Raw genomic sequence first — 12666 nt, 5'->3', positions numbered from 1 at the left:
AAAACCATGGATTTCATATGGGAGAGGGGTGGAACGGACGATGCGTATTTTGCATACAGGGGACTGGCATTTGGGAAAAACGCTGGAAGGACGAAGCCGACTGCGTGAACAGGAAGATTTCGTTGATGAACTCGTCAGGGTCGCTGATGAGCAACAGGCAGATGCCATATTGATGGCCGGAGATGTGTATGATTCGGTTAATCCTCCCGCAGCGGCGGAACAGCTTTTTTATGAAGCGGCAGCACGTCTGACGGAGCATGGAAGACCTCTTGTGGTGATTGCAGGGAATCATGATCAGCCAGAACGTGTAGCTTCTGTAACTCCACTTGTGAACAGACAGGGCATTACACTCGTAGGGATGCCTACTTCAGAAGCGGTAACCATCCATGCAAAGCGAACCGGAGAAATTGCACAGATTGCCGCATTACCTTATCCTTCTGAAGCCAGATTGAATGAACTGCTGACAACAGATGGGGACGAAAATGTGCTTCGTCAGGCATACAGTCACCGGGTGGGCATGTTAATGCAGCGTCTGGCAGCTTCTTTTCGCCCGGATACCGTGAACTTGGCCATGAGCCATATCTATGTGCTCGGCGGACTTGAGAGTGATTCGGAACGTCCGATTCAGATCGGTGGGGCCTACACGGTGGACCCATCATCTTTATCGACTGGTGCGCAATACACGGCGCTTGGGCATCTTCATCGTGCACAGGCTGTCAAAGGAGACGGTGTGATTCGATATAGCGGTTCTCCTCTCGCCTACAGCTTCTCGGAAGCAGGGCAGAGCAAGTCTGTCACGATGGTTGATCTGGCGCCGGGTGGAGCAGCACAGGTAGAAGAAGTTTTGTTAACGTCCGGGCGTCCGCTTGTACGTTGGCAGGCCCGTGGTGGTCTGGCAGAAGTATATCGCTGGCTGGATGAGGGGCGTGATCCACAGGCTTTTATCGACATGGAAGTGTGGCTGGATGAGGCAATGTCCCTGAAGGAGATTCAGCAGCTGCGAAAATCACATGAAGGTATCATTCACATACGCCCCGTGTATCCCGAGATGGCTGCAGCAGGACTTTTGGAGCAACGATCCGAGCTACCTGTACATGAACTGTTCCGTAAATTCTATCAGCGTCAGACCGGTGGTGCACAGCCGGAAGACAGCCTAGTACAGCTTTTCCTGGAACTTGTGGATGAAGACGAGCCGGGTGTGCGTGAGGAGGTCGAGGAAAGATGAAGCCAATTCTATTAAAAGTTGCCGGACTGCAAAGTTATCGGGAGATGCAGGAGATTGATTTTACCGTGCTGACGGAGACGGGACTATTCGGTATTTTCGGTCCAACGGGTAGTGGTAAATCTTCCTTGCTCGATGCCATCACACTCGCCATGTACGGAAAAGTGGAACGCGCGGTGAACGGGACGCAAGGCATTATGAATCATGCAGAGGATTCGTTGTCGGTTGCTTTTACATTTGAACTGATGTCGGCGGAAGGCACTCGAAGGTTCCGGGTAGAGCGACGTTTCAAACGAAATAATGAAGTTTCGGTGAGTAATACGATCAGCAAATTCATAGAGACGGTTAATGGCGAAGAACAGGTACTTGCCGACAAATTGGCAGATGTGAATCGCTGTGTTGAAGATGTGATCGGTTTGAAGATGGATGATTTTACACGGGCAGTGGTGCTTCCGCAAGGGAAGTTTGCCGAGTTTTTGTCACTCAAAGGCAGTGAACGTCGCCAGATGCTGCAACGATTATTCCATCTGGAGAAGTATGGGGATCAGCTGGCCATCAAATTAAGTCGGCGGGTTAAGGATAATGATATGGTTCACCAATCTCTTGCTGCGGAGCAACAGGGACTGGGCAATGCCAGTAAGGAGACGTTGGAAGAAACGAAACGGCTTCTTCAAACCGCTGTTCAGCAGTCTGAATTGTCCCGCAAAGCGCTGGATGAAGCTGCGAAGGAAGCTGAACAACTGGGCAAAATTCGTGAGTTAAGTCACGAACGGCAGGCCCGGACGGATGAACAGCAGAAGCTGAAAGCACTGGCACCACAGATAGAGGCAGGCGAACAACGGCTGAAACAATCCGTTGCGGCAGATGCAATACTGCCTGCATTGCAGACGGTTCGAGATGCCACGGCTACACAGAAGCAGCGGCAGGATACTGCCGAGACAGCTCATCAGCAAGCACTGGAACATGAGCGTCTGGCTGTTCAGGAAGCGGAGAAGGCCGAGACGGCACGTAAGCAAATGACTGAGGAAGAACCGAAACTTTTGCTGCGCCTGGAGCAACTCGAACAAGCAAAAGAGCTGCAACGGGAACGGGACGGACTTCAAGCCGATTGCTCGCGCCTCGCGCAGCTGCTGGAACAGGGGCAGAGCGAACAGACTGCGCTGGGACAGCAGCTTGAGAAAGAAAAGGAACTGCAACAGCGCGGACGCAAACGGCGTGAGGAACTACAGGAGAGCCTCAAGCCAAATGAAGTGAAGTCAGAGGAACGCAGGCAACTTCAAGCTGCGCTTGAACTGAAACATCGTGTGGATACTGCTGCGGAGCAGTTGCAGCAAAACAAGGCTGACATGCAAGCTTATAAGCAGTCGGCAGAACAGGGAGCCGACAAGCTGAAGGCGGCGGCTGAGGAAGAAACACGCCTGAGTGATCAGCGTCAGCATCTGGTAGAACAGGCGTCAGCAGGTCTTGAGGCCTTGCTTGCCTGTGAGCAGGACATTAGCCGCGAACAGAGCCTGCTGGCTCTTGCGGAGGAACAGCTGCGTGGCACGATGCGCGAGCAGGAGTTGCACCGGCTGTCCTCCGCCTTGCGCGCCGAGCTGCACGACGGCGAGCCATGCCCGGTGTGCGGCTCGCCGCACCACCCGCTCCCGGCTGCGCCGCCGGGAGAAGGTCCGCACGCAGGCGACGCGGACCTGGAACTGCTGCGCAGCCTGCACGCGGAGCTGCAGGAGCTGCGCTTTGGGCTACGCCAGCAGCTGCACGAACGTCGCAGCCTGCTGACGCAGCTTGGCGCTGCGGCCGGCGAAGCTCCTGCCGCAGCCGAGGCCGCGCCTGCGGCAGCGGAGCCCGAGCCCGCCGGGTCGCCCGAACACGGGCGCTCCCCGGCAGGCTGGGCATCGCGTGCCGCTGCGCTGCGCGAAGCCGCGCAGGAGCTGGCTGCCGCAGCAGCGCCGCTCCAGACCGAAGCCGCCGCGTTGCAGCAGGCGGCTGTGGGCGCGCAGCAGCGCCGCATGGAAGCGGCAGCTGCGCAAGAGGCCGGCCGTGCCGGGCTCGCCCAGGCGGAGCGCAAGCTGGCCGAGAGCGAGGCCGCAGCGGCTGCCTTGCAGAGCCGCTGGGCCGCGGAACTGCCGGGCATCGCTCAGGAGGAGGCCAAGGCCCTCTATCAGGCGATGCAGGAGCGCGATGCGCGCGCCGAAGACATCAAGGAACGTCTGAACAAAAGCGTGACGTTCCTTGAGGAAAAAGACCAAATCATTCAATCTCTCCAGCAGAAGCTGGTTGAATTGGATAAACAACTGATTCAGTGGCAAACGGAGTGGCAGGGCAATAGCAAACAGCTGGCCGAGAAGGAAGAACGCTTGCGCCAGTGGGTTGGGGAGCAACGGGTAGAAGATCTGATTACTGCGGCTCAGGCTCGTCTGGATGGACTGCGGAAAACAGCTTCGGACTCGGCACAACGCTTCAAAGAAGCGGACACACTGAAGCAGGAATCAGCGAAGAAAGACGTTATGGCTCAGCAGGCAGCTGCCTCGGCTACAGAACATCTGCAACAAGCACAGGAACGGTGGAAGCAATTGCTGGAACAATCTCCGTTTGACTCGGATGATGCAGTTGTATCCGCGGCAATTCCTTCACAGGAAGCAGAGCGACTGGCAGGGGAGATCCAGCAGCACCGTGAACGTGAGCGTGAACTGGCATCCCAGTTGCGTGAATTGGAACAAAAGCTGGGTGGTGCTGTCGTATCAGAGGAACAGTGGTTAGCCTGCACCGAACGTTTGCAGCAGGTCCGAATTGAGGACGAGGCTGCCCTTCGTGCCAAAGCACGTGCAGAACGTGATCTGGAGGATGTGGAGCAGCGACATGTTCGCTGGACCGAACTGGAGAACAAGCGGGTGGAGGTAAGCCATCAAGGTGAGCTGCTCAGCAAATTGCAATCCGCGTTCAGAGGCAATGCTTTTGTCGAGTATATTGCCGAAGAACAACTGATGCAGGTTAGTCATGCGGCATCTCAGCGTCTGCGTTTCCTGACCAAACAACGTTATTCACTGGAGGTGGATTCCGGTGGTGGTTTTGTAATCTGTGATGATGCCAACGGGGGAGTCAAACGACCGGTATCAACGTTGTCAGGTGGCGAGACGTTTTTGACCTCATTGTCACTGGCCTTGGCACTGTCGGCCCAGATTCAGCTACGAGGTCAGTACCCACTTCAATTCTTCTTCCTGGATGAAGGGTTTGGTACACTTGACCCTGAACTGTTGGATACCGTCATTACGTCTCTGGAAAAATTGCATGACGATCGATTGGCTGTCGGTGTAATCAGTCACGTGCCTGAACTGCGTGCACGCTTACCGCGCAAACTTGTGGTGATTCCGGCAGGTGAGGCCGGAAACGGCTCACGGGTGGTCTTGGAGACCCTGTAGAGGGCAATGTGTAAGCAATATAGATCATAGAAGCGCCTCTAATAGTCCAAGCAAAATGAATATTAGAGGTTGTTCAAAAAGTCCGCTTTTGATTACGAATGGTGCCTAGCGGCATCATCAACATCGAATATGGAATTCAGCCGAAATAAGTAGGGGCTTACGAAGGTTGTTTCCTTCGGAAATATTACGGTTGCTCACGTAGCTCTATCTATGCTCCGCTACTCCATTTCTAGCTTTATTCCGTCTTTTTGGTACTGAAAACCGTCCTTTTTAAACACGCACTATTATGGAATATTATTTTTGTGAAAATATTTCTTTTCTTGCTTTTATAACTTAGCGGAGTGAGTTACATCACAGATACAGGTTCATCCCGCTGTTATACTACAGTTAAGCCGACAAACTTTATTTAAGTACCCCGGCGGACATCTGATCAGGACGTTTCCTGAATAGATGTCCGCGCAGCAGCCTTCCAAGGAAGCCGCTCACGGGGTGCTTCTTTTTTTGTGTTTTTTCGTCAGTAGTGTCAATTCGCCCAGTTCTGAATACCATGAAAAGGTGATCAAGAGCAGAATCAGGGAGGCGTTGGCAAGTGGAAAAAGTGGAAGCAAAGAAAATATGTAAGGAACACATGCACCGTTATGTATGTGTACAGATGAATGACGGTATGCACTACGATGGCATTATGGAAAATGTGGATGACGAAATGATCTACCTGGCTGTTCCCGTTGGACCGGAAGCCATGGTGAATCATGCGAACTGGGCTCCAAATGCAATGCCTGGAGCAAACTATCCGATAGGTCATACTCGCGGATTTTATCCAGGTTACGGCTACCCTACACCTTATCCGTATTATGGTTATGGCCGTAGACGTTTTAACCGACTGGTGCTCCCGTTATTTGCGCTTACAGCATTAACCCTTTTACCGTACTATTGAAATTAGAAAAAACAGTCATAACTGCAAGTGACACATTCTTATGTACCCTATGGGCATCCTATGAAAATCTTGAAAATAACTAGCTGAGGATGGGTGTTTCATTCATGGTACCGTACAGCATGAAATAGAGAGTTCCTATCACATACGGAGCCTCAGCCTGATGTATCGCAATAGTCATTGCAATACAACTGGCAACATACGAACATCCAAAAAGGTCATGCCTGTGCAGAAGCGAACTTCTGTAAGGCATGACCTTTTTTTGAGCCTAATTAGTGTAAGGTTGAGGATGAACGGATAGTATATAGCGTGTATTCAAACTTACTGAAAACAGAAGCTTGCTCTGAACGTGTCCGCAGTAGAGGCGACGTCCCTCATCCTGAATATGCGAGAACGTTCCTATGTGCAAGCAAACGATCAAGACACCGCAAAGCTTTAATTCTCTATTCCGATAAAAAGCTTCGATTCGTGTGGAATCGATGCTGTTCTCTTACCCGCGGTTGGAAGAGCGGAGCATGATGTGAGCGCTGACGAATCTCAGGCATCTTATTCAAGGCTTTGAAGCGCCCTCAGAATTTTAAGGAATCTGATACACGTTAAAACCGAATAAACAGCCGCTTTAAGCATTTTTTTGAGTTATTTCGAGAAATAACGTGCCTGATGTTCCTTATAATTTCAAATTAGCGCCTGAACGCCAAATGAGACGTCCTGTGTTCCTTAGAAAATGGTCAACTACCCATTCGCAAGTATCAGCCAGCACGGACTTCAAAATGCCCTTAACTTAATGCAGATTTCAAATCCTCAAGTAAATCTTCAACATCCTCGATCCCAACGGAGATCCGAATCAAACCATCCGTGATCCCCAATTCTTGCCGACGTTCATAAGGAATGGAGGCATGCGTCATTCGGGCAGGTACAGAGATTAAACTTTCCACCGCGCCCAGACTTTCAGCCAATGTGAAATAACGGACTTTGCTTAACACGTCATCTACTTTTTCAGCACTGCCTACATCAAAGGAAACCATACCGCCATATCCTCTCGCTTGCATGGAAGCAAGCTTGTGCTGCGGATGGTCGGGCAGTCCGGGGTAATAAACTTTACTCACTGTTGGATGCTGATTCAGAAATGTCACAAGCTGCTCTGTATTGTGCTCTTGCGCTTCCATCCGCAATCCCAATGTTTTAAGACCTCGCATTAACAGCCAGGAATCCATAGGTCCCAGAACTGCGCCAATTGCATTTTGAATAAAATGCAGATCTTCACCAAGTTGCTCGCTGTTGACAACCGCAAGTCCTGCCACGACATCACTATGACCGCCGATATATTTCGTTGCAGAATGTAATACAATATCTGCCCCCAGAGCCAGCGGGGTTTGCCAATAAGGCGTACTAAACGTGTTATCCACGATGAACAACAATTCATGTTGTTTTGACCATTTCGCTACAGCAGCAATATCGGTGACCTTGAGTAACGGATTGGTAGGTGTTTCTACATAAATGGCCTTTGTATTGGATTGCAAAGCCTCCTCCAGTGCTTGTAGTGAGGTGGTATCTACAAAGGTAGACTCGATACCCAGACGATTCAGCACCTTGGTGAAAATGCGATAGGTCCCGCCGTATACGTCATCCGTCAGAATGACGTGATCTCCTGTTTTCAACAGAGACAGTACAGCGTGAATTGCAGCCATGCCCGAACTAAAAGCAAAACCTCGAACGCCATCCTCCAGCTCTTTAATGACTTCTTCCAACGCATGACGGGTAGGGTTGCCTGTACGTGAATACTCGTATCCTTTGTGTACGCCAACTGATTCTTGCTCATACGTGCTTACTTGATAGATCGGTACACTCACTGCTCCAGTGTGTGGATCACCGACAATACCTGCATGAATCAGCTTGGTTTTTGGTCTCATTTCATTGTCCTCCATTATAGATATTTTGGCTTAAATACCGTTCGCTGCTATCCGGGAAAATAACGACGATGTTACTTCCGTGAGCTGCGTGAACGGCTTCGTTTAATGCGGCTTGCATAGCTGCACCTGAGGAACTTCCTACCAGTAAGCCTTCCAACAAGGCCAAATCCTTGACCCGCTCAAAGGCATCTTCATCTGAGATCGTATGAATGGCATCAAAGTAACTCACATCCATAAAAGAAGATAACGTTTCGACCCCTATTCCTTCTGTACGATGTGGTCCCGATGGACCTCCTCCGAGAATCGAACCTTCGGGTTCTACGATACACGTTTTAATTAACGGGTTTTGCTCCTTCAAATAACGAGATACTCCCATGAAAGTTCCGCCAGACCCGGCTCCGGCGACATATACATCCACCTGCCCGTTCAGATCACGCCAAATCTCAGGACCCAGATGTTCATAATGTGCGAGTGGGTTATCTGCAGTGGAGAACTGACCTGGAATATACGAACCCGGTATTTCTTTCGCCAGCGATTCCGCCTTGCGTATGGCACCAGTGATTCCTTCGGATGTGGGTGTGTTGACAACCGTAGCACCAAGGGCTTTCATCAACTGCTGCTTCTCAACGCTGAACTTCTGAGGTACGGTGAAAATGACCTTTAAATTCAGGCCAACAGCCGCCATTGCAAGACCAATTCCTGTATTGCCTGCGGTAGCTTCGATCACCGTTCCACCTGGCTTAACATCTCCTCGTGCCAAGGCCTTCTCCAATAAATACTTGCCGATCCTGTCTTTCACACTTCCTCCGGGATTCATGAATTCCAGTTTGGCGAACAGGCGGATTCCTTCCGGTAATGGATAACGAGTTAATTCAAGCAGAGGTGTATTACCTATAAGTTCCTGTACATGTTGATAAACGGTCAAATTAACCAATCTCCTTTTGTGTGTCATTAACCATACATATTTGTTTAATTGGGAAAAGTGCGTGATAAAACCATATTTCGATAAAAGAGCTTGGTATACATCCAATGTTGTATAGTGTTCGGCTTGATGATAGATGGAGAGTTGACCTGGAATACCTGGTTGTGTGTCTAAAGATTGGACGTGGGTTTTTACTTTTAGTATGATAGAGGGGAATACATACACTGGAATACAAAGGAGGGTATGAACTATGGATTGCTTATTTTGCAAAATTGTAGAGGGCAGCATTCCCTCCAATAAAGTACTGGAGAATGACCATGTTATCGTTTTTCATGACATCCAGCCCGCTGCACCGACACATGTTCTTGTCATTCCGAAGAAACATATTGCTTCCATGAATGAAGTTACTGCAGAAGATCTGCCATTGATCGGCGAGATTCATCTGGCTGCTCAAGAAGCTGCGAAGCGTCTTGGCGTGGAGGAAACAGGATATCGATTAATCAACAATTGTGGTAAGGATGGAGAACAAACCGTTCATCATCTGCATTACCATTTGTTGGGTGGTACCAGACTTGGCGTGTTGACAAGTCTGTCCGATTCTCACAAATAAACGAGCTAATGGGTACTACTATTGAGGATTTAGTCATATGCATTAAATCCACGAATGTGTGACCAAATGCTTATATAATGAATTCATTTCATAATACCTTTGAGTTATAAAATGGATTCAAATAAGTGATCATTACATTGAGGTTGACACCTTTATTATCTTTCGCCTATAATGTAAGATGATGAACCGTGTTATTGCTCTTGGACGGTCTGGTCGGAGGGAGGGAAAACTGGTGTCTGAAACTAAAGTTCGCAAAAACGAGACTATTGATGCTGCACTTCGTCGTTTTAAACGCTCCATCGCTAAAGATGGCGTATTGGCTGAGGTGAAGAAACGTAAGCATTATGAGAAGCCAAGCGTAAAGCGCAAGAAAAAGTCCGAGGCTGCTCGTAAGAGAAAGTTTTAGGAGGATTTTAATTACATGAATCTTAGCGAACGATTGAACGAAGATATGAAGCAAGCGATGAAGAGTAAGGACAAGTTCAGACTCTCCAACATTCGGTTGATTCGTTCGACGATCAAGAATCTTGAAATAGATTTGAAAAGAGATTTGGATGACAACGAAGTGCTTGATATCCTGAGTCGTGAAATCAAACAGCGCAAAGATGCCCTCCAAGAATTTGACAAAGCGGGCCGTGAAGATCTCGCGGCAAATGCAAAAGCGGAAATTGAAGTACTCATCCAGTACCTTCCCACACAGCTTACCGAAGAAGAAATTAAAGTTATTGTACAGCAGACCATCCAGGAAACCGGTGCTTCTTCGAAAGCCGAGATGGGGAAAGTCATGGCGGCCCTTATGCCGAAAGTTAAAGGCAAAGCGGACGGCAAACTGGTAAATCAAGCAGTTCAACAATTTCTGCAATAAAGCAAATCAATAAACACCTTCTGACTTGTCAGGAGGTGTTTTTTCCATTTATCAGAAGGCATGATGTCCTTGGGATGAAAAAATTTCTTTTTAATGGTTAATATATATTATTATGGATTTTTATTCTTGCAATTGATTGAGTTTTCAAATATAATTTTAAGATTTTGAAACGAAATGTTGCATTGCACGTAATAAATACCATAAGCTGGACAGTATAACATTAATGGAAAAGGGGGGACTATTGTGAAGGGAAAGCGCCGGAAGAAGCTTACGGGGCCATTGATGCTCTTAATGCTGCTGACGCTGTTGCTTCCTGTCTGGATTGGATCACCGTCAGCGCATGCAGCTGAGAAGAGTGGTGCCGTATATATTATTCCGGTTGATAAACCAATCGAGCAGGGACTTGGCAAGTTCATGGAACGCGGGTTCAAGCAAGCAGAAGAGATGAATGCTGGCCTGATCGTTCTTGATATCAATACGCCGGGAGGCCGTGTCGACACTGCAGAAGCATTGGGTACCCTAATTAAGGACAGTCCGATTGAGACTGTTGCATTTGTTCGTGGAGATGCTGCTTCAGCAGGGAGTTTTCTGGCTCTGAATGCAGATAAGATCGTAATGTCACCAGGCAGTATGATTGGTGCGGCAGCAATGGTCGACAGTACGGGTAAACATGTTGATGATCCAAAGCTTGTTGCATTCTGGAAAAGCAAAATGCAGGGAGCGGCTGAAATCAGTGGTCGTGATGGCAAGATTGCAGCTGGAATGACGGATGTTAACATCGTTGTTGAAATGCCAGAGATCAATAAAACCAAGCAAAAAGGTGAAATTATTGCTCTCTCGGCTGAAGAAGCGCTGAAAGTTGGTTATGCCGACCACATCAGCAACACACCGGAAGAAGCGGCAGCTTGGCTCGGTTACAGTCAGGATGACGTATTTAAGGTAGAACGAACAACAGCGGAGAATATTTCCTCTTTTCTTACTAATCCGGTTGTGATGACTGTGTTATTGTTCCTCGGAATCGCGGGTGTGATCATTGAATTGATTGTTCCTGGTTTTGGAGTTCCTGGTATTGTAGGTATCGTGTGTTTCGTGTTGTATTTCTCGGGTAATTACATTGCGGGATTTGCCGGAGCAGAGACATGGGTGTTATTTACCGTCGGACTCATCATGATGATTCTGGAGATGTTTATTCCGAGCTTTGGTATTCTGGGGATTTTGGGATCAATTGCGCTTGTGGCCGGTGTTGTAAGGGCTGCTTATGATACGAGTGATGCATTTGTATCTCTAGGTATCGCTTTTGGAGCAGCACTGGTAGTCATTGCGATCATCTCAATTATCTTTAAGGATCGAGGGATATGGAATCGCTTCATACTGAGTGACAGCATGTCTGCGGATCGGGGTTATTCATCAGCCACAGAACGTAAAGAGCTGGTTGGTCTGCAAGGAATCAGTCTGACAGCACTTCGTCCTTCTGGAACAGCGATGTTTGAAGGGGAACGAATTGACGTTGTGACCGACGGAGATTTTATTCCCATCGATACTCCGATTATTGTGATTAAAGCGGAAGGTACCCGGATTGTGGTTCAGCAAGCTTTGCCGGTGTAACTCGCTCTGTTGTCGAAGCGGATTAACGCTTCGGCAATGTACATAACCACATGCTGAAGCTGCCAGCGAGGTGGTGTATTCTTTAATTTAGCAGCGGACTCATGAGTGTCTTCTCAAACATTTTTATCAAAATTCAAATTGCAAATGGAGGAAATTAAACAATGGACACATCTATGATTACGATTTTGCTCATTGCGGTAGTAGGTATTATCGTATTGAGCGTATTCTTCAGCTTTTTCCCGGTTATGCTCTGGGTTTCAGCGATTGCATCCGGCGTACGCGTAAGTATTATTACACTGGTAGCGATGAGACTGAGACGTGTAACGCCTAGCCGTATCGTTAATCCAATGATTAAAGCAACTAAAGCTGGTCTTAAACTTTCAATGAACCAACTGGAAAGTCACTTCTTGGCCGGTGGTAACGTTGACCGTGTTGTAAACGCTCTGATTGCTGCACAACGTGCCAACATTCCACTCGAATTTGAACGTGCTGCTGCGATTGACCTCGCAGGTCGTGATGTATTACAAGCCGTACAGATGAGCGTTAACCCACGTGTTATCGAAACACCGATTGTCTCTGCGGTTGCCAAAGATGGTATTGAAGTTAAAGTTAGAGCGCGGGTTACGGTTCGTGCCAATATTGACCGTCTCGTCGGTGGTGCTGGTGAAGAAACGATCATCGCCCGTGTTGGTGAAGGTATCGTAAGTACGAACGGTTCCTCCAATTCTCACAAAGACGTCCTGGAAAATCCGGATCTGATCTCCCGTACCGTATTGTCCAAAGGTCTGGATGCAGGTACTGCATTTGAAATCCTGTCCATTGATATTGCGGACGTTGATGTAGGTAAAAACATTGGTGCCTTCTTGCAAACAGAGCAAGCAGAAGCTGACAAACGTATCGCTCAGGCAAAAGCCGAAGAGCGTCGCGCAATGGCCGTAGCCCAAGAGCAAGAGATGAAAGCACGCGTAGTGGAAATGAGAGCACGCGTTGTTGAATCCGAATCCCAAGTACCTTTGGCAATGGCTGAGGCACTTCGTAACGGTAAAATCGGTGTGATGGATTATATGAACCTGAAGAACATTGAAGCGGATACTCAAATGCGTAACACATTGGGAAAACCTGGTGAAGGTTCGAATTCCAACGATCAGGGTGATTCCAAAAACGGAAGATAGGCGGTGAGTG

At 48.6% G+C, this 12666-nt stretch carries 10 protein-coding genes; 8 read left to right on the top strand and 2 right to left on the bottom strand.

Going from position 1 to position 12666, the window contains the following annotated elements; all coding sequences use genetic code 11:
- Positions 1–40 precede the first annotated feature (40 nt).
- The 3 genes from EL84_RS27640 to EL84_RS27630 all read left to right on the top strand — a co-directional run bounded on the left by EL84_RS27640 (position 41) and on the right by EL84_RS27630 (position 5575).
- Positions 41–1225: an exonuclease SbcCD subunit D gene (locus EL84_RS27640; RefSeq protein WP_036615059.1), complete on the top strand. Its 1185-nt coding sequence runs from the start codon at positions 41–43 to the stop codon at positions 1223–1225.
- On the top strand, positions 1222–4641 hold the full coding sequence (locus EL84_RS27635; RefSeq protein WP_047843786.1) for an SbcC/MukB-like Walker B domain-containing protein: 3420 nt from the start codon (positions 1222–1224) through the stop codon (positions 4639–4641). Before EL84_RS27640 ends, EL84_RS27635 begins: the two co-directional genes overlap by 4 nt.
- Before the next feature lie 589 nt (positions 4642–5230).
- On the top strand, positions 5231–5575 hold the full coding sequence (locus tag EL84_RS27630) for a hypothetical protein (protein WP_036674796.1): 345 nt from the start codon (positions 5231–5233) through the stop codon (positions 5573–5575).
- 773 nt (positions 5576–6348) lie between these two features.
- Here the strand turns inward: EL84_RS27630 and EL84_RS27625 are convergent.
- Positions 6349–7482, bottom strand: a complete 1134-nt coding sequence (locus EL84_RS27625; protein WP_047843785.1) for a bifunctional cystathionine gamma-lyase/homocysteine desulfhydrase — start codon at positions 7480–7482, stop codon at positions 6349–6351.
- Between the two features lies 1 nt (position 7483).
- Positions 7484–8434, bottom strand: coding sequence for a PLP-dependent cysteine synthase family protein (locus EL84_RS27620; RefSeq protein ID WP_414855721.1), 951 nt, complete (start codon positions 8432–8434; stop codon positions 7484–7486).
- A 220-nt stretch (positions 8435–8654) separates the two neighbouring features.
- Between EL84_RS27620 and EL84_RS27615 the strand changes: the two genes are divergently transcribed.
- From EL84_RS27615 to floA, 5 genes are all read left to right on the top strand, one after another.
- On the top strand, positions 8655–9014 hold the full coding sequence (locus EL84_RS27615) for a histidine triad nucleotide-binding protein (protein WP_024628477.1): 360 nt from the start codon (positions 8655–8657) through the stop codon (positions 9012–9014).
- 232 nt (positions 9015–9246) lie between these two features.
- Positions 9247–9420 carry a 30S ribosomal protein S21 gene (gene rpsU, locus EL84_RS27610; RefSeq protein ID WP_005547957.1) on the top strand — a complete coding sequence of 58 codons (174 nt, stop codon included), beginning with the start codon at positions 9247–9249 and terminating at the stop codon, positions 9418–9420.
- A 15-nt stretch (positions 9421–9435) separates the two neighbouring features.
- Positions 9436–9879 carry a GatB/YqeY domain-containing protein gene (locus EL84_RS27605; protein WP_017687237.1) on the top strand — a complete coding sequence of 148 codons (444 nt, stop codon included), beginning with the start codon at positions 9436–9438 and terminating at the stop codon, positions 9877–9879.
- Between the two features lie 282 nt (positions 9880–10161).
- The gene (locus EL84_RS27600) at positions 10162–11484 is read left to right on the top strand and encodes an NfeD family protein (RefSeq protein ID WP_047844441.1); all 1323 of its coding nucleotides are present in this window, start codon (positions 10162–10164) and stop codon (positions 11482–11484) included.
- Positions 11485–11645: 161 nt separating this feature from the next.
- On the top strand, positions 11646–12656 hold the full coding sequence (floA, locus tag EL84_RS27595) for a flotillin-like protein FloA (protein WP_036615045.1): 1011 nt from the start codon (positions 11646–11648) through the stop codon (positions 12654–12656).
- Positions 12657–12666: the final 10 nt, after the last annotated feature.

Origin of the sequence: Paenibacillus sp. VT-400, from assembly GCF_001029205.1 — a bacterium.
Lineage (GTDB): Bacteria > Bacillota > Bacilli > Paenibacillales > Paenibacillaceae > Paenibacillus > Paenibacillus amylolyticus.
Note: the sequence above shows the minus strand (reverse complement) of the source record. Positions and strands in the feature narration are given on the sequence as shown.

Coding starts and splice junctions, on each gene's coding strand:
- EL84_RS27640 (WP_036615059.1), top strand. CDS start 41: ATGCGTATTTTGCATACAGGGGACTGGCATTTGGGAAAAACGCTGGAA.
- EL84_RS27635 (WP_047843786.1), top strand. CDS start 1,222: ATGAAGCCAATTCTATTAAAAGTTGCCGGACTGCAAAGTTATCGGGAG.
- EL84_RS27625 (WP_047843785.1), bottom strand. CDS start 7,482: ATGAGACCAAAAACCAAGCTGATTCATGCAGGTATTGTCGGTGATCCA.
- EL84_RS27620 (WP_414855721.1), bottom strand. CDS start 8,434: ATGACACACAAAAGGAGATTGGTTAATTTGACCGTTTATCAACATGTA.
- EL84_RS27615 (WP_024628477.1), top strand. CDS start 8,655: ATGGATTGCTTATTTTGCAAAATTGTAGAGGGCAGCATTCCCTCCAAT.
- EL84_RS27605 (WP_017687237.1), top strand. CDS start 9,436: ATGAATCTTAGCGAACGATTGAACGAAGATATGAAGCAAGCGATGAAG.
- EL84_RS27600 (WP_047844441.1), top strand. CDS start 10,162: ATGCTCTTAATGCTGCTGACGCTGTTGCTTCCTGTCTGGATTGGATCA.
- floA (WP_036615045.1), top strand. CDS start 11,646: ATGGACACATCTATGATTACGATTTTGCTCATTGCGGTAGTAGGTATT.